Below are 17,266 nucleotides of genomic sequence, written 5' to 3' on the forward strand. Positions count from 1 at the left end.
TCAATGAATTGCATGAATATATATTAATATTGCAACTTTTTATTCTTTTTTGTCATTTAGATCCAAAGCGAGAGGTGAAGATGGTGGATCGTTCTCGACGACAATTATTTACTCGTCGAACTCAACCTAGCTTACCGCGTTTGCCTTGGTTGAAAAATGAAGCTGAATTTACGGATATTTGTTCTCGCTGTGAACGTTGTATCAAAGCATGCGAAACAAACATCCTTGTTAAAGGTGATGGTGGCTTTCCACAAGTGGATTTTAGCCAAGGCGAAGGAGAGTGCACTTTTTGTTATCAGTGTGCCGATGTTTGTCCTGAACCATTATTTTTAGCACAAACAGAACAACCGTGGGCAATCACTGCAACCATCAATGAGGGGTGTATGGCATCGAAGAATATCGAATGCCGAAGTTGTGGTGACATGTGTGAACCACAAGCGATTCAATTTCAACTTCAAGTTGGAAAGGTCGCGATGCCAACGGTGTCTAGTGATGATTGCAACGGATGTGGTGCTTGTGTTTCTGGTTGTCCTGTTTCAGCCATTACCATCGCGCGTGTAGATGCAAACACCCAGTAATTCGTTTTAAAAGAGAGTCTGTATGTCTTTACAAGAAGTTCATATTTCCAGCCTTGTGGTGCATGTCAAACCTGCATATTTACAAGAGATAAAGCAACAGATTTTAGCAATGCCGAATACTGAAATTCCCGGCGACAGTGAAGAAGGGAAGATCATCGTGGTTCTTGAAACAGCAAACCAAGGCTACGTGACCGACACCATAGATAAAATCAATAATTTAGAAAATGTGTTAACCACTTTTTTGGTGTATCACCAAATTGAGCACTTTGAGACGCAACCTGAGGGCAACTCATGAAGATGACAAGACGTGCATTTGTTAAAGCAAATGCTGCCGCATCAGCCGCGGCTGTTGCAGGTATTACCTTACCCGCTTCAGCAACTAACTTAATTGTTAGTTCTGATGAAACAAAAATTAAATGGGATAAAGCGCCTTGTCGTTTTTGTGGTACTGGCTGTTCTGTTTTGGTGGGTACCCAAAATGGTCGCGTTGTTGCTACTCAAGGTGATCCTAAAGCACCAGTCAATAAAGGTCTTAACTGTATCAAAGGTTACTTCCTTTCAAAAATCATGTACGGCAAAGATCGTCTACAAACGCCAATGCTTCGTATGAAGAACGGTCAGTACGATAAAGAAGGTGAGTTCACTTCAGTATCGTGGGATACCGCGTTTGATGTAATGGCAGATAAGTGGAAAGCGGCACTGAAGAAACAAGGTCCATCGGGGGTGGGCATGTTTGGTTCAGGTCAGTGGACGGTGATGGAAGGTTATGCCGCGTCAAAAATGATGAAAGCGGGTTTCCGTTCTAACAATATCGATCCAAATGCTCGCCACTGTATGGCATCAGCGGTGGTGGGTTTTATGCGTACCTTTGGTATTGATGAGCCAATGGGATGTTATGACGATCTAGAACATGCTGATGTGTTCGTTCTATGGGGTTCAAACATGGCAGAAATGCACCCTGTATTATGGACGCGTATGACGGATCGCCGTTTAAGTCACCCTCATGTTAAAGTGAATGTCCTTTCTACCTATCAGCATCGCTCATTTGAATTGGCTGATAATGGCATGATCTTTAAACCGCAAACTGACTTAGCCATTGCCAACTTTATTGCGAATTACATTATTCAAAACGATGCGGTGAACTGGGACTTTGTGAATAAGCACACCCACTTCAAACGCGCACAAACAGATATCGGTTATGGTCTACGTGACGATAATCCATTACAACAAAAAGCTGCACATCCAAACTCTGGTGATATGTTCCCAATGACATTTGAGGAATATAAAGCCTCTGTAGCGGAATACACCGTAGAAAAAGCATCAGAAATGTCAGGTGTGGCACCTGAAAAACTGATTGAGCTTGCGAAATACTATGCAGATCCAAAGCTAAAAGTGATGTCACTTTGGACGATGGGGATGAACCAACATACCCGTGGTGTTTGGATGCAAAGCTTGGTTTATAACCTGCACTTACTCACTGGTAAGATTGCAACGCCAGGTAATAGTCCGTTCTCATTAACGGGTCAGCCATCAGCATGTGGTACCGCCCGTGAAGTGGGTACATTTGCTCACCGTCTACCTGCTGACATGGTGGTTGCTAATCCGAAACACCGTGAAAAAGCAGAAAAGATTTGGAAATTGCCTGAAGGTACGATCCCACCTAAGCCGGGCTATCACGCGGTATTACATGATCGCATGTTAAAAGACGGCAAGTTAAATGCGTACTGGGTGATGTGTAATAACAATATGCAAGCAGGACCTAACATCAATGGTGAACGTTTACCGGGTTATCGCAATCCTGAAAACTTCATTGTATGTTCTGATCCGTACCCAACGGTAACTGCGCAAGCTGCTGATTTGATTTTACCAACCGCAATGTGGGTCGAAAAAGAAGGGGCTTACGGTAACGCTGAGCGTCGTACCCAAGCTTGGTATCAACAGGTTGAAGCACCGGGTGAGTCGAAATCGGATCTATGGCAAATAATGGAATTCTCTAAGCGCTTCAAAGTAGAAGAAGTGTGGGGTGAAGAGTTACTGGCTAAGATGCCTGAGTACCGTGGCAAAACCATGTATGACATCCTGTTCCGCAATGGCCAAGTTGATAAATTCCCATTAACGGAAACTCAACCGTTAAATGACGATGCGCAAGCGCAAGGTTTCTATGTTCAAAAAGGCTTGTTTGAAGAATATGCGTCATTTGGTCGTGGTAAAGCCCATGATTTAGCACCGTATGATACTTACCATCAAGTACGAGGCTTACGTTGGCCTGTGGTTGATGGCAAAGAAACGTTATGGCGCTTTAAAGAAGGCTCAGATCCTTACGCGAAAAAAGGGTCTGATTGGGATTTCTACGGTAAACCTGATGGTAAGGCATGGATTATTTCAGCGCCTTACGAAGCCCCGCCGGAAGTGCCTGATAACGAATACGATATGTGGTTATGTACTGGACGTGTATTAGAGCACTGGCATACAGGTACCATGACTCGCCGTGTACCTGAGCTGTATAAAGCGGTTCCTGATGCGCTGTGTTATTTACACCCAGAAGATGCCAAGAAACGCGGTTTACGCCGTGGTGATGAAGTGAATGTCGCTTCTCGTCGTGGTGAAATTCGCTGCCGTGTTGAAACACGTGGTCGTAACCGTCCACCGGTTGGACTGGCATTTGTTCCATTCTTTGATGCACGTATTTTGGTCAATAAACTGATCCTTGATGCGACTGATCCGCTATCAAAGCAGACCGATTTTAAAAAGTGCCCAATTAAAATCAGCAAGGTTTAACCCTGCCTATGGCGAGTGCATCAACCACTCGCCTCATTTCAGAATTAGCCTGTTGGCGGAGAACATCATGAAAAGAATCTTATTGGCTGTATTAGCGGTGAGTGCATTAATGGCTGGGGTTGTACAAAGCGAAGAATCAACACCAGCGAAACCTGTGTCAGAAGCGATAGCAAAAACTAAACTACTCAATCCGGGCGGTATTGGTGGCCTTGAATCATTACGTGGTTCAGCAGAGTTAGAAGACACTCGTCCAGCCGATCCAATGAAGCATTATCCGAAAGATCAAGGTGTGATTGATAACGATTATGTGTATCAGCCACCATTGATCCCACACACGATCCGTAATTACGAAGTGTCACTAAATGCAAACAAATGTCTTGCTTGTCATAGCTGGAAAAATGCCAAAGAGATGGGCGCAACCAAAATCAGTGTAACGCACTATGTGTCACCGCAAGAAGGACAGGTGCTATCCGATGTATCACCAAGTCGTTATTTCTGTCAGCAGTGTCACGTGCCACAAGCAGATGCTAAGCCATTAGTAGAAAATGACTTCAAACGTGTTAGTGCATTGCAGTAACCAAAATAAGGGATGATATATGAAGTTATTAAAAACGTTTTGGTTACGCTTAAAAACACCGAGTAAAGTGGCTGTGGGTTTAGTGTTATTCATGGGTTTTATTGGCGGCTTATTGTTTTGGGGCGCATTTAATACCGCGATGGAAAAGACGAATACCGAAGAGTTCTGTGCTGGTTGTCACGCACCAATTGTTGAAGAAATTCAAGAAACGATCCACTTTTCTAATCGTTCTGGTGTTCGTGCTATTTGTTCGGATTGTCACGTTCCTCACAATTGGACAGACAAGATCGTTCGTAAAGTACAGGCATCAAAAGAAATTGTGGCTCACTTGATGGGAACGATTGATACTCCTGAAAAATTTGCTGAGCGCCGTGGGCATTTAGCTGAACGAGAATGGAAGCGAATGAAGGACAATAACTCGCAAGAGTGCCGTAATTGTCACGAGTTCAATTATATGGATTTCTCAGAGCAAGCACCTCGTAGTGCTAAGCTACACTCAACAGCATTAGCATCAGGGGATAAAACTTGTGTAGATTGTCACAAAGGCATCGCACATAAACTCCCTGATATGAAAAATATTGAAGGCTGGCAATAAACCTAAGGAGAGACGATGAGTACACTTGAATCGGTGATCTGGCATATATTGGGTTACGCAGCGATGCCAGTGATTATTTTATCTGGGTTTGTTGCAGTTGCTGCTATTTGTATTTGGCTGTTATCACTCGGTAAAGATAAAAACATTACTAAGTAATGTAATGACATTAATGAACACTAGAGTAAGCCACCTTTAGCTGATACCTAAAGGTGGCTTTTTCTTTTTTGTGGTTTGCCATTGTTGGTAACTGATCACCAGCATTGTGCCCCAAACAAGATAAAGAGGTAGCCACTCAAACACAAGATGGGTTAATGCTAGCGACTGTTTTAAGTTCGTCGCTAGCTCAACTATATGTAATAGGAGGGTGAGGGTTAAACCAAGCTGACTGAATAATTTAAAACTGTTTTTATTCATAATGGGTAATTTTCAAAAGAATTTTACTCAATATAAATGCAAATGAGAATCAATATCAATTGTTATTTTTGATTAAACCATCTTGAATGAGTCGTTCGCGCAACATTTCAGCACGTTTTCTATTTACCCCAAAATCATAATAGCCAATACGTGAGGCTGAACGCACATCGAGATGATTTCCTGTTTGTGCGATTTCCAGATCATCGACGAAACGAAAGACTTTGCTGGTGGCTTCAATATGCAAATAGTGGGTTGCTTGATCTGCTAATTGAGCCCCTGGCAATGTTAACGCTGCTTGTTTTATTGCAGCCCAATCGTCCATGCCTTTAGGCGTAAGCACAAATGGCGAGAGTGTAAAGTCTTCACGCTTATCAAGTGTCGACACACAATTGGGTTTATCGCCACAAGGGAGCGCAATTTGACTCATCCAAACGTCTGTGCCTCGATCACTACAACCAGTTAATAGTGCGAATAAAATAAGAGGAGAGCGAAAACGAACCATCAGCAATACCTTTATATTAAAGTGTTGGCAGCAGTAGGTAAGCCAGAAAACCTATCCAAGAAAGTGCTAATAACCCCCATGCTAATTTGCTTTGTTGGTAAATTGTCTCTGTGACGACTTCAGGTGCATTATCCGCATCATTTGAGGCTTTCGTACGCGCTATTTTTTTCTTTAATTTATCTTGCTCACGGGCTTTGGCTTTTTGTTGTTTTTTATATTGCTCAATACCTTTTTGGATCCCAAGCGCAATCAGCCTTGTTTGTTCTTTGGTTTGCCCTTCTTTTTGGGTCCCTTTAGCGATACGCATTGCTTCTGCTTGGGTTTCTGGTGAAGGTGTTGATTGCTTTCGGTTTGCCATCATTGCGTCCCTGATAAATTGAATCTGTTTGATGATTATATCTCAGAAATAGCCTTGATGATGTCGCAGAGACTAAATCGCCATAAGAGATGATTTTTATCTTACTGATTCTGTAGGAAAATTTCAGAAATCGGTAAATGGATTGTTAACACTGTTTTATACGTGTAACATTATGTTTTTAAAGAATTTAGTTATACCTTTTACTGTCTGTGATCTATGTATAAAAAACGCTGTTTTTGTTTCTTTTAGATCAAAAACTGTGATGTTTACGGCATTATAAAAAACTGAAAAGTGCGTTTCAGCACAAAACGCCGTCCTTATTATTCAAAAATTGAAAGAATAGATTAGAGTCGTTTGTGAACTACAGAGATGTTTATTAAGCTCTGATCTAAATTTCATTGGATAGTACTTTGAGGGAAGTGACTTGTTATATCCGATAGATGCTTATGATCAGCATGGACAATTAAAAATTAATAAGATGCTGTGGTTCGTGTTGCTCTTTAATGCTAAAGCTTGGTTAGTGTTTGTTATGGCGGGAGTAAGCAGAACACAAGGGGGAGAACTTCTTGAGCTTATTTACCCAATCCGTGAAACCTTATACCTCGGTATGGCAATTGGTAGCCCAGCTATTCTTTTAATGTGGTTATCAGGACAACGAAATAAAAATAACAAATTAATAAATTTTCTGTGGCGGCAGGGAAAGAGCACATTACTCGCTGCTTACAGTATTGATATTTTAATGCAAATACATCACTTAGTTATCAGTCATGGTGCGTTTAGCTGGATTCGAGCCATTACCTTACTGCTAACAGCGTGGCTTGGACTCTACCTTCTACGAAGCTCACGGGTAAGAGATTTATTTGCAGATTAGCCTGTGAAGGGGAAGTGTAATGAATGATTTTGGTCGAGGACAATTGCTATTAAGTACCTTGCTAAGTCCATTAGCAATGGCGGATTGGCTGCTTGATGTTAGCTTTGAGCTGATCAGTTGCTGTAATTCAAAACAGACAGTGAACACCTCATTATCATTACTACCGGGTGAAGAAACCGTATTCTTTAATGGCTTAAGCCAGAGTCAGCATCACCTGTGTCGAGAAGTGGTTGGTAGTGCGCAATTACTTGATGTTTCTCCTGATGAAGTGAAAATTGCTTTTCAAATTCAAGAGCGTCTTGATGATGGTGGTTGGCGTACTATCTTAGCGAAAACCTTATCGACAGGTCTTAACATGCCAATTCTGTTTGAAACTGAAGATTGTGAATTAGAAGAGCGTGTTAAATTGCAAGTTGAAGTGATGACTGCATAATTACTGCATTTCCTTTTACCTCATAAATAAACAATAACGCCTTCTTTTATAAGAAGGCGTTATTGTTTTTATGGGCTAATAACTACGCACATTTGTGTGAAAATATGCAAAAAATATCACTGATGTATCAGGATCAAATGATTTACTTATTTATATCGTTATAATTACTTTTCATTCTTGATTAGAAGTCCTGTTAGGAGAAGACACCTATGAGTATTGCCCAACCAGCAATCGTTCCAGATCGCGGCGCTTTTGCCCTTTATGTTGTAATGAATGTTGTTGGTAATAAGCAAAATGTTATTGCTCAATGCCAGTCTATTCATCAATTGCTTGCTGATTTGAATGCAGAACAGCAAGACGCCAAACTTCATGCCAGCGTTGCTTTCGGTAAAGCATTTTGGGAGTCTTTGGGTCAGCAAAGCCCTGCTGAATTAACAGAGTTTCGTCAGTTAGGTAAGGGTGATACCGTTGCACCAGCCACTGGTGGTGATGTGCTATTACATATCCACTCTAATCGTCATGATCTTAACTTCTACGCATTCCGTGTATTCTTCGAAAAAATGGCACAAGATGTAGAAGTATTAGATGAAACATACGGTTTCCAATACTTAGATCATCGTGACATGACAGATTTCATCGATGGTACTGAGAACCCACAAACAGCAGAAGATCGTGCTAACGTGGGTGTGATTGCAGAAGGTGAGTTTACTGGTGGTAGTTATGTAATGGTACAGCGCTATGTTCATAACCTACCAGCATGGCACCGTTTGAATGTTCAAGCTCAAGAGAAAGTGATTGGCCGTACGAAAACAGATTCTGTAGAGCTAGAAGATGTTCCAGCAGCGTCACACGTAGGCCGTGTTGATATTAAAGAAAATGGTAAAGGTTTAAAGATCCTACGTCACAGCTTGCCATACGGCTCTGTAACTGCTGATCACGGCTTATTATTCATTGCATACTGTCATCGTCAACATCACTTTGATGCGCAGCTTGAAAGTATGTTTGGTGAAACCGATGGTAAGACAGATCAGATGCTACGTTTCTCAAAACCTGTAACGGGCGCATACTTCTTTGCACCATCAATGGCAATGTTAAACAGCCTATAATGATCTGCTGATTATTTGAATAAAAGCACGCTACAAATCTTGTTTGTAGCGTGCTTTTTTATTGGTTCAGATAAACAAAAAGCGCTACCGAAGTAGCGCTTTTTATCAGCTATAAACTGAGCTTATTTCTTAACGCGTAGAACTGGTGTTTCACCAACGTTTACAGCGCCAGAAAGCTTAGTTAGCTCTTTGATCTCGTCCATGTTAGAGATAACAACTGGAGTCAGAGTTGACTTAGCTTTCTCTTCTAGTAGTGCAAGATCGAATTCGATGATAGTGTCGCCAACTTTAACAGTTTGGCCTTCTTCAGCGATGCGAGTGAAACCTTCGCCTTTAAGTTCAACAGTATCAATACCGAAGTGAACGAAAAGTTCGATGCCATCGTCAGACTCAATAGAGAAAGCGTGGTTAGTTTCAAAGATCTTACCGATAGTACCGTTTACTGGTGCAACCATTTTGTTGCCAGCTGGTTTGATAGCAATACCGTCACCAACGATTTTTTCAGCAAATACTACATCTGGCACATCTTCGATGTTAACGATTTCGCCAGAAAGAGGTGCGATGATTTCAATTGCACCAGCTTCATTGCTGTCGTCAGAAACCAGTTTCTTCAATTTGTCAAACAGACCCATATCGATGCTCCTAAGCGTTGTTATATTATCTGCAGCTATTAATTAGCAGATGGTCTTTTCTGCGATGAATTTTTCTACGTGCTCTTCGATTTCAGCAGCAGTAGGTAGAGACAATGCGTGCTCTGCCATAGCTTTAACATCAGCGAAGTTAGCGTTACGGATAACTTTCTTGATGCGAGGGATAGAAATCGCACTCATGCTGAACTCGTCAAGACCCATACCTAAAAGCAGTAGAGTTGCACGTTCGTCGCCAGCAAGCTCACCACACATACCTGTCCACTTACCTTCAGCGTGAGAAGCATCAATTACTTGCTTGATCACTGTAAGTACAGCAGGAGATAGCGGGTTGTAAAGATGAGAAATCAGCTCATTACCGCGGTCAACTGCTAGAGTATACTGGGTTAAGTCGTTGGTACCAATACTAAAGAAAGAAACTTCTTTCGCTAGATGGTGTGCAATAGCTGCAGCTGCTGGTGTTTCAACCATAACACCGATTTCGATGTTAGCGTCAAAAGCCAAGCCTTCAGCAGTTAATTCTGCTTTAAACTCTTCAATAGCAGCTTTCAGTGTGCGAACTTCTTCAACCGAGATAATCATCGGGAACATGATACGGATCTTACCGTGTGCAGATGCACGAAGAATAGCACGGAATTGATCACGTAGGATTTCACGACGGTCAAGGCTGATACGAATCGCACGCCAACCCAAGAATGGGTTCATTTCTTTTGGTAGATCTAGGTATGGAAGATCTTTATCACCACCGATATCCATAGTACGGATAATCACTGGCTCACCGTGCATTGCTTCTGCTACTTCTTTGTACGCTTGGTATTGCTCTTCTTCTGTAGGTAGAGCATCGCGATCCATGAACAGGAACTCAGTACGGTATAGACCTACGCCTTCACCACCATTACGGTTTACGCCGTCACAGTCTTTAACTGTACCGATGTTACCGCAAACTTCTACTTGCTTGCCATCAAGCGTAATTGCAGGAAGATCTTTTAGCTTAGCTAGTTCTTCTTGCTCAGCTTTGTGTGCTTCGCTGATAGCTTTGAATTTGTTTAGTTCATCATCAGTTGGGTTGATAACAATCTGGTTGTTGATTGCATCAAGCACTAGCATGTCGCCAGATTTAACTTTTGATGTGATATCGTTTGTACCCACAATCGCTGGGATCTCAAGAGAGCGAGCCATGATTGAAGTGTGTGATGTACGACCACCGATATCAGTGATAAAACCACGAACGTAATCAAGGTTGATTTGTGCAGTTTCAGAAGGTGTTAAGTCGTTAGCAACTAGGATCACTTCTTCGTTGATTGCACTTAGGTTGATCACGTTGATGCCTAATGCATTTTTAATGAAACGGCTACCGATATCACGGATATCTGCAGCACGTTCTTTAAGGTACTCGTCATCTAAAGACTCAAGCGTTTGTGCTTGCTCTTCGATCACTGAGTAAATCGCATAGTCAGCCGATGTTTTGTCTTTAATAAGGGCTATGATTTCTTCTTCTAGCTCCTCATCTTCAAGCAACATGATGTGACCTTCAAAGATCGCTTCTTTCTCTTCACCAAAAGTGACTCGTGCTTTTTCTTTGATTACTTCTAGTTGCTCAGACGATTTCTTTCGAGCGTCGAAGAAACGTTGAATTTCGTTATCGATTTGGTCTGCAGAGATTGGTGTTTTGTTTAGAACAATCTCTTCTTCTTGCAATAGTAGTGCTTTAGCAAAAGCAATACCTGGAGATGCCAAGATACCTGAAATCATAGCTTTACCTTTAATTAACTAAAAACTGAAAACTCGTTTGTATATAAACGTAGCTTAGATTTCGCGGAACATTGCAACTGGAGAACCGTCGTGATCTTCTTTCAGCTGAATTAGAGCATCAACAGCTTCTTGAGCTTGTGCACCTTCACCAGAAATAGTGATTTGTGCGCCTTTGATTAGGCCAAGAGTTTGAAGCTTGAATAGGCTTTTTGCACTTGCGCTCTTACCGTTAGCAGTTACAGTCACATCTGCATCGAATGATTTAGCTTCTTTAACGAACTGAGCCGCTGGACGAGTGTGTAAACCATTTGGTGCTGTGATTTCAACTTGCTTCTGATACATAATTCACCCCGATAGATATAGTATTTTATTTAATATTTACTTTATTTATAACAAGCATAAGTTTATCGCTTTGCTTGTATTGCTGCAGTATAAACTACCTAATAGCATCATGTCTTAGCTTTAATCCAAGTCAAAGTTTTTTGAGAAACTTGCTAGTAAGCGACAAATGCGCAGTTTTTGCTCCTTTATTTCGGAGCTTAAAATAAAGCGTGCGAGTTTTATATTAAAGCTCAGTTCAAAATGCAACAAAAAAGCCCACGAAGGGGCTTTTTTCATGTTTATATCCCGATTAAACATCGGAAAATGTGATCACTGTTGTGTTTCTTTTTCTGTGAAAATGCCTGCAAATAGCGCTGTTGATAGGTAACGCTCACCAGAGCTTGGTAGTACAACAACAATATTTTTATCTGCAAATTCAGGGCGAGCCGCAATATTATTAGCCGCGACCACTGCAGCACCTGATGAGATACCTGCAAGAATCCCTTCTTCTTCCATTAGGCGGCGTGCCATTTCAATTGCATCATCAGAGCTTACTTTTTGAACTTCATCAATCAGTTCAAGATCAAGGTTGCCAGGGATGAAGCCTGCACCAATACCTTGGATCTTATGAGGTGCAGGTTGAACCGTATCACCATTTAGGGTTTGAGTGATCACTGGTGATTCTAAAGGCTCAACTGCAACTGTCGTGATTGCTTTGCCTTTTTGTTGCTTAATAAAGCGACTTACACCTGTTAACGTACCACCTGTACCTACACCTGATACAAATACATCAATCTCACCGTCTGTTGCATCCCAGATCTCAGGCCCTGTTGTTTTTTCGTGGATAGCAGGGTTTGCAGGGTTATTAAATTGCTGTAACAGAAGGTACTTGCTTGGATCTGAATTTACAATCTCTTCGGCTTTATCAATAGCACCTTTCATACCTTTAGGCGCTTCTGTTAGTACTAAGTTTGCGCCCAGTGCTTTTAGTAGTTTACGACGCTCAAGACTCATGCTTTCAGGCATCGTTAGGGTTAGCTTATAGCCACGGGCTGCTGCAACGAAAGCCAGAGCAACACCGGTATTACCACTGGTTGGCTCAACTAGCTCAATGCCTTCTTTTAATAGACCTTTTTTCTCAGCATCCCAAATCATATTGGCGCCAATACGACATTTAACGCTAAAACTTGGGTTACGCGCCTCAACTTTTGCGAGAACTTTGCCATTGCTGACACGGTTAAGACGTACTAGTGGAGTATTACCAATGGTTAGCGAGTTGTCTTCGTAAATCTTGCTCATGCTTCGTTCCTTCGTGACACGTTAAAAGTAATATAAATTAAGCATATACTGGATAAGTTATTTGAAAAGTAATAAATGGTTATATCTTATTGTTATCAATATGTGAATTGTATTAGATTAAAGATATATAGCGGGAGGAAAAGCGTCAAGCGCCTAATTTACAAATATCTTTTACTTGAAAAAGGATAATAAAGAGGAATTTATTGGTTGTTATTAAAAATAAAAAAGAGCACAAAAATGTGCTCTTTGGATTAAGTGAGAGAATGTTATTTGTTAGTAACGTTTGAATTGATCACGATAATGATCAATCCACATCACGGTTGCACCACAAACGGCAACAGGCATTACCAATAAGTTAATAATCGGTGTCATAGTGAAGAACATCACGACAGCACCAAAGCTAAGCGCACGCCCACGATTTTCTTTTAGTGCATCTCTCATTTCAATGAACGGCACTTTGTGGTTGTCAAAAGGATAATCCACGTATTGAATGGTCATCATCCACGCACTAAATAAGAACCAAAGCACAGGTGCGAGGGTTTGACCAATGGCAGGGATCCACATCAGGATCAATAAGCCGATCGCTTTCGGTAAATAGTACTTTAATTTTGTCCATTCCCGTCCCATGGTACGAGGCAGATCTTTAATTAGGGCTTTGAAGCCATCATCTGGTGGAGTTTGTCCAGTCAATTTAGCTTCAAGGTACTCAGCTAACAGCCCATTAAATGGTGCTGCTATCCAGTTGGCAATGGTGCTAAAGAAATAGGAAAACGTCACTAGAGCTGCAATAGCGATAAGCGGCCATAATACATAAGACAACCATTCCAGCCAGCTTGGTAAATAACTAAGCCAACCATCAATCCAGCCACTTAAATGTGTCAACAAGGTTGCAAATGCACCACCTAATAAAAGGATGTTGATGAGTAGTGGAATGATAACGAAACGACGGATCCCCGGTTGGGTCACCAATTTTAACCCTTGAAAAAAGTAGCCAGCACCGCTGGTTGTTGATTTGATGACATGCTGTTGTGACATTCATTTCTCCTTAACGACTCTTCCTTGATTGCTCTATTGTCGGAAATAAGGAAGAGGATATAGGCAGCATGTTAACGGGCGAGATAGGATGGAATCAAATTTGAATATGGTTGTCACAGTTTTGACACACCACGAAATACTTTCATTTATAATGAAAAGTGGTGTAAAAGTGTGCAAAACTCACGTTGTAAAGACTATCTTGTCTGAATAGCGATATTCAACTTCTCATTCTCATTTGAGTTTTGGTACAGTAAGTCATCGGCGAGAAATTCTAACTAGAGATTTTGTCTGCCTAGTAGATTTTTTTCTATTATTAACCCCGTCTAGGGATAACGAGTTAATTTCAGAGTATTCGTATGCAGGAATTGCGTCTGGTTCTTATTATTGTTGGTGCGCTTGCTATTACAGCGCTGCTTTTCCATGGTCTATGGACAAGTCGAAAAGAAAAACCGGCAAAGTTTGGTGAAAAGCCATTAGGTAAAATTGATGAAGCGCCTCTTGAGATTCAAGATGACGTAGAAGAAAGTGTCAGCGAAGCGCGTGTCGTGAGTACACCACAGGAAGTGGTCGAAAAAACAAAACCGACAAAGCGTAAAGAGCCAGGATTTAGTTTTGGTGAGCGTCCGCAGCAAGATCCATTATTAGGTAATATCGAGTTAGACGATAATGATGACGATTTACCAAAAATGTCAGCAAAAGATAGTGATGATGTTCCTGTAAAAGCTACGCCTCACCCCGTTCAAGTTGAAAAGCCACAAGTTGAAGTTCAACCAGTGGTTACGCCAACCGCGCCTGTTGAACCTGTTCAGCAGTCTGTTCAACCTCAGCCACAAGCGGCTCCTGCGATGGTTGCAGAACCTGTTATCGAAGCTTCGGCTCCTATTGTTGAAACTGTTGCCCAACCTGCGCCTGTTCAAGTATCGCAGCAACCAGAAGTTGCACCAACTCAAGCGCCTATTCAGCAGCCTGTAATTACAGAGCCAGTTGTACAGCAAGAGCAACCTGTGGTGGCTGAAACACCGGTAGCGATTGAACCTGAAGTTGTAGAGCAACCAATTGAAAAACAAATTGTTGAGCCTCAACCTCAATTTGTTCCGGCAGAAGAGCCTGTTCAAGCTGAAGTGGTAGCTCCTGTTGTCGAAGAAGTTGCTACAGTTGAAGTGTCTGAACCAGAAGTTGTGGAACCAGTTAAAACCAAACAAGAACCAAGCTTTACGTTCATGCCAGAGCCAGAGCCAGAGCCAGAGCCAGAGCCAGAGCCAGAGCCAGAGCCAGAGCCAGAGCCGTTACCACCAAGTTACATCTCACTTTGCGTACATGCACGAAGCGGTAAGATCTTACGTGGTCCGTCATTGTTTGCATGTCTAGAGCGTCATGGTTTGATCTTCGGTGAAAACTCAGTATTCCATCGCCATGCAGATTTAGCAGGCACTGAACCTGTTATCTTCTCTGTGACGAACTTATTGAATCCGGGCTCTTTCCCTGAAACAAATTATCAGCACTTTGAAACACCAGGTATTGGCTTCTTCTTAATGTTGCCTTGTCATGGTAAAGCATCAAGTAACTTCAATTTGATGTTACAAACAGCGCAGCAAATTGCCGATGAATTAAATGCAGATGTACTTGATCAAGACCGTGTCATGATCACGCCAAATCGCATTGCACAATATCGTGATAAGTCTGTGAAATACAATAATGCTTAATCCTTAATATAAGGATAAGAAATTCATAATCAGGCTCCTTTAAGGAGCCTGTTTTTTTATTTATATTTAGGCGCAATGAACACGTATCGTGTAGCTAGTATGATGATTGCGCACTAAAACAATCATCAAGATTTTGTTAGGTAGAAGAGAATGAGTATCGACCTTCAGCAAGAGTTATTCACATTAAGAGAGCAACTGGATTACCACGGACACCGCTATTATGTGGAAGATAATCCAGAGATCCCTGATGCAGAATATGACCGTATGATGCAGCAACTACTTAAAATTGAAGCTGATCACCCTGAGTGGGTAACGGTTGATTCTCCTAGTCAACGTGTGGGCGGATCTGCATTAGATGGCTTCACCCAAGTCAAGCATGAAATAGCAATGCTCTCGTTAGACAACGCGTTTAATGATGATGATTTACGTGCTTTTCAAAAGCGTTTGCAAGACAGACTTCGTTCAGGTGCTGAGCTAAGTTACTGTTGTGAGCCAAAGCTTGACGGCCTTGCTGTTAGTCTAATGTATGAAAATGGTGTTTTGGTTCAAGCTGCAACACGCGGTGATGGCACAACAGGTGAGAATATCACTCATAATGTACGTACGATTCGCGCTATTCCTTTAAAACTACAAGGTACTGATTGGCCGGCACGTTTAGAAGTGCGTGGTGAAGTTTTCATGCCGAAAAAGGGCTTTGAAGCACTGAACGAAAAAGCGCTGAAAAAAGGTGAGAAGACATTTGCTAACCCACGTAATGCCGCAGCAGGTAGCTTACGTCAGCTTGATCCGAAAATTACCGCAACACGTCCACTCAGTTTTTATGCCTATGCTGTCGGCGTGGTTGAAGGCCGCGAACTTGCTGAAACACAGTATGAACGTCTGTGTCAGCTAAAAGCATGGGGTTTACCTATGTGCCCAGAAATTCGCAAAGTAGACAGTATTGAAGAGGTGATTGCTTATCATCAGAGTATTGGTGAAAAACGCCAGTCATTAGGCTATGAAATTGATGGTGTGGTGATCAAAGTTGATGACATTGATACTCAACAACAGCTTGGTTTCGTTGCTCGTGCGCCGCGTTGGGCTATTGCTTATAAATTCCCGGCACAAGAAGAGATGACAGTTCTTAACAATGTGGAATTTCAGGTGGGTCGTACCGGTGCTATTACGCCTGTAGCTAAACTAGAACCCGTGTTTGTTGGCGGTGTAACGGTGAGTAATGCGACCTTGCATAACGCTGATGAAGTTGCACGTTTAGGTGTGATGATTGGTGATACGGTGATTATCCGCCGTGCAGGCGACGTGATCCCACAAATAGCTTCAGTTGTTGAATCTCGTCGCCCTGAAAGTGCTCAAGCGATTGTATTCCCAACCGAGTGTCCTGTCTGTCAGTCTAAAATCGAACGTATAGAGGGTGAGGCTGTAGCGCGTTGTACTGGTGGATTGTTCTGTCAAGCACAGCGCAAAGAAGCCTTAAAGCACTTCGTATCACGTAAAGCATTAGACGTTGATGGCTGTGGTGAAAAGGTGATCGAACAACTTGTTGATCGTGAAATGGTAGCGACACCAGCCGATTTATTTAAGTTTAGCGCTGGTGAAGTGACAGTACTTGAGCGTATGGGACCGAAATCAGCTCAGAAACTGGTTGATGCTCTTAAGGCTTCAAAACTTACAACGCTACCGCGTTTTATTTATTCATTAGGTATTCGTGAAGTTGGAGAAGCTACGGCTGCAAACTTAGCGAATTACTTTGAAACATTAGAAGCCATTAGCCAAGCGACGAAAGAGCAGTTAATTGAAGTGCCTGATGTGGGTGATGTTGTAGCAGCACATATTTTTAATTTCTTCCGCGAAGAGCACAACATGGCTGTTGTGAAAGATCTTCAAGAAGTAGGTATTCATTGGCCTGAAATCGAAAAGCCAGAAGAGGGCATTGAATTACCATTAGAAGGTAAAACGGTGGTGTTAACAGGCTCGCTTTCTCAATTAACGCGCTCTGATGCTAAAGCTGCACTACAAAAATTAGGTGCCAAAGTGACAGGTAGTGTATCGAAGAAAACAAACTTGTTAGTTGCAGGTGAAGCGGCAGGTTCTAAATTAGCAAAAGCGCAAGAGCTTGATATTGAGATCTGGGATGAGCAAAAACTTGTCGATTTGATGTCGAAATAACAGCGTAAAAGTCGAGAACATACTTAGTTACAAAAAAACGCCCACCGTTTGGATGGGCGTTTTTTTATGAATAAAATGAAACAGTGTATAAAACTATGTGATCAATATATTCGGTTCAATCAGAGTAAGCA

General features: G+C 41.9%; 20 protein-coding genes. 11 read left to right on the forward strand and 9 right to left on the reverse strand.

Features of this window, described 5'->3' with window-relative positions:
- Positions 1 to 80: 80 nt before the first annotated feature.
- The 6 genes from napF (at position 81) to E5A76_RS09300 (ending at position 4,684) form a co-directional block, all read left to right on the forward strand.
- On the forward strand, positions 81 to 578 hold the full coding sequence (gene napF, locus E5A76_RS09275; RefSeq protein ID WP_107164858.1) for a ferredoxin-type protein NapF: 498 nt from the start codon (positions 81 to 83) through the stop codon (positions 576 to 578).
- 22 nt (positions 579 to 600) lie between these two features.
- On the forward strand, positions 601 to 873 hold the full coding sequence (locus E5A76_RS09280; RefSeq protein ID WP_053988574.1) for a chaperone NapD: 273 nt from the start codon (positions 601 to 603) through the stop codon (positions 871 to 873).
- Entirely contained in the window at positions 870 to 3,356 is a 2,487-nt protein-coding gene (gene napA / locus E5A76_RS09285; protein ID WP_053988573.1) for a periplasmic nitrate reductase subunit alpha, read from the forward strand. The genes E5A76_RS09280 and napA overlap by 4 nt, the downstream gene beginning before the upstream one ends.
- A gap of 67 nt (positions 3,357 to 3,423) precedes the next feature.
- A complete protein-coding gene (locus E5A76_RS09290) occupies positions 3,424 to 3,933 on the forward strand; it encodes a nitrate reductase cytochrome c-type subunit (RefSeq protein WP_161118749.1) in 510 nt (169 codons plus the stop codon).
- 19 nt (positions 3,934 to 3,952) lie between these two features.
- The gene (locus E5A76_RS09295) at positions 3,953 to 4,528 is read left to right on the forward strand and encodes a NapC/NirT family cytochrome c (protein WP_008986397.1); all 576 of its coding nucleotides are present in this window, start codon (positions 3,953 to 3,955) and stop codon (positions 4,526 to 4,528) included.
- 15 nt (positions 4,529 to 4,543) lie between these two features.
- Positions 4,544 to 4,684, forward strand: coding sequence for a TIGR02808 family protein (locus E5A76_RS09300; protein WP_081001685.1), 141 nt, complete (start codon positions 4,544 to 4,546; stop codon positions 4,682 to 4,684).
- 36 nt (positions 4,685 to 4,720) lie between these two features.
- Here E5A76_RS09300 and E5A76_RS09305 read toward each other — a convergent pair whose 3' ends face one another.
- From E5A76_RS09305 to E5A76_RS09315, 3 genes are read right to left on the reverse strand one after another with little or no spacing between them, the layout of a single operon-like run.
- Positions 4,721 to 4,942: a hypothetical protein gene (locus tag E5A76_RS09305; RefSeq protein ID WP_053988571.1), complete on the reverse strand. Its 222-nt coding sequence runs from the start codon at positions 4,940 to 4,942 to the stop codon at positions 4,721 to 4,723.
- 55 nt (positions 4,943 to 4,997) lie between these two features.
- Positions 4,998 to 5,444 (reverse strand): DUF1499 domain-containing protein, encoded by a 447-nt coding sequence (locus E5A76_RS09310; protein ID WP_161118750.1) that lies wholly within the window; start codon positions 5,442 to 5,444, stop codon positions 4,998 to 5,000.
- Positions 5,445 to 5,460: 16 nt separating this feature from the next.
- Positions 5,461 to 5,802, reverse strand: coding sequence for a DUF2956 domain-containing protein (locus E5A76_RS09315; RefSeq protein ID WP_161118751.1), 342 nt, complete (start codon positions 5,800 to 5,802; stop codon positions 5,461 to 5,463).
- 424 nt (positions 5,803 to 6,226) lie between these two features.
- Between E5A76_RS09315 and E5A76_RS09320 the strand changes: the two genes are divergently transcribed.
- The 3 genes from E5A76_RS09320 (at position 6,227) to E5A76_RS09330 (ending at position 8,212) form a co-directional block, all read left to right on the forward strand.
- Positions 6,227 to 6,673: a DUF2919 domain-containing protein gene (locus E5A76_RS09320; RefSeq protein ID WP_053988569.1), complete on the forward strand. Its 447-nt coding sequence runs from the start codon at positions 6,227 to 6,229 to the stop codon at positions 6,671 to 6,673.
- Between the two features lie 19 nt (positions 6,674 to 6,692).
- The gene (locus E5A76_RS09325; RefSeq protein ID WP_053988568.1) at positions 6,693 to 7,106 is read left to right on the forward strand and encodes a hypothetical protein; all 414 of its coding nucleotides are present in this window, start codon (positions 6,693 to 6,695) and stop codon (positions 7,104 to 7,106) included.
- A 209-nt stretch (positions 7,107 to 7,315) separates the two neighbouring features.
- On the forward strand, positions 7,316 to 8,212 hold the full coding sequence (locus E5A76_RS09330) for a Dyp-type peroxidase (RefSeq protein ID WP_161118752.1): 897 nt from the start codon (positions 7,316 to 7,318) through the stop codon (positions 8,210 to 8,212).
- Between the two features lie 122 nt (positions 8,213 to 8,334).
- Here E5A76_RS09330 and crr read toward each other — a convergent pair whose 3' ends face one another.
- From crr to cysZ, 6 genes are all read right to left on the reverse strand, one after another.
- Positions 8,335 to 8,844 (reverse strand): PTS glucose transporter subunit IIA, encoded by a 510-nt coding sequence (crr, locus tag E5A76_RS09335; RefSeq protein WP_008986405.1) that lies wholly within the window; start codon positions 8,842 to 8,844, stop codon positions 8,335 to 8,337.
- Positions 8,845 to 8,886: 42 nt separating this feature from the next.
- Positions 8,887 to 10,611, reverse strand: coding sequence for a phosphoenolpyruvate-protein phosphotransferase PtsI (gene ptsI, locus E5A76_RS09340; protein WP_053988566.1), 1,725 nt, complete (start codon positions 10,609 to 10,611; stop codon positions 8,887 to 8,889).
- A 54-nt stretch (positions 10,612 to 10,665) separates the two neighbouring features.
- Positions 10,666 to 10,953: an HPr family phosphocarrier protein gene (locus E5A76_RS09345; protein ID WP_008986407.1), complete on the reverse strand. Its 288-nt coding sequence runs from the start codon at positions 10,951 to 10,953 to the stop codon at positions 10,666 to 10,668.
- 120 nt (positions 10,954 to 11,073) lie between these two features.
- Positions 11,074 to 11,229, reverse strand: a complete 156-nt coding sequence (locus tag E5A76_RS09350) for a hypothetical protein (protein WP_155489143.1) — start codon at positions 11,227 to 11,229, stop codon at positions 11,074 to 11,076.
- A 33-nt stretch (positions 11,230 to 11,262) separates the two neighbouring features.
- Positions 11,263 to 12,231 carry a cysteine synthase A gene (gene cysK / locus E5A76_RS09355; protein WP_053988565.1) on the reverse strand — a complete coding sequence of 323 codons (969 nt, stop codon included), beginning with the start codon at positions 12,229 to 12,231 and terminating at the stop codon, positions 11,263 to 11,265.
- Positions 12,232 to 12,504: 273 nt separating this feature from the next.
- Complete coding sequence (cysZ, locus tag E5A76_RS09360; protein WP_053988564.1) at positions 12,505 to 13,266, reverse strand: sulfate transporter CysZ; 762 nt, start codon at positions 13,264 to 13,266, stop codon at positions 12,505 to 12,507.
- 356 nt (positions 13,267 to 13,622) lie between these two features.
- On the opposite strand from cysZ, the gene zipA reads away from it, so the two are divergent.
- Both zipA and ligA read left to right on the forward strand, forming a co-directional pair.
- Positions 13,623 to 14,969 (forward strand): cell division protein ZipA, encoded by a 1,347-nt coding sequence (zipA, locus tag E5A76_RS09365; protein WP_161118753.1) that lies wholly within the window; start codon positions 13,623 to 13,625, stop codon positions 14,967 to 14,969.
- 150 nt (positions 14,970 to 15,119) lie between these two features.
- On the forward strand, positions 15,120 to 17,135 hold the full coding sequence (gene ligA, locus E5A76_RS09370; RefSeq protein WP_161118754.1) for an NAD-dependent DNA ligase LigA: 2,016 nt from the start codon (positions 15,120 to 15,122) through the stop codon (positions 17,133 to 17,135).
- Positions 17,136 to 17,266: the final 131 nt, after the last annotated feature.

It is taken from the genome of Photobacterium lucens (assembly GCF_009873615.1).
GTDB lineage: Bacteria > Pseudomonadota > Gammaproteobacteria > Enterobacterales > Vibrionaceae > Photobacterium > Photobacterium lucens.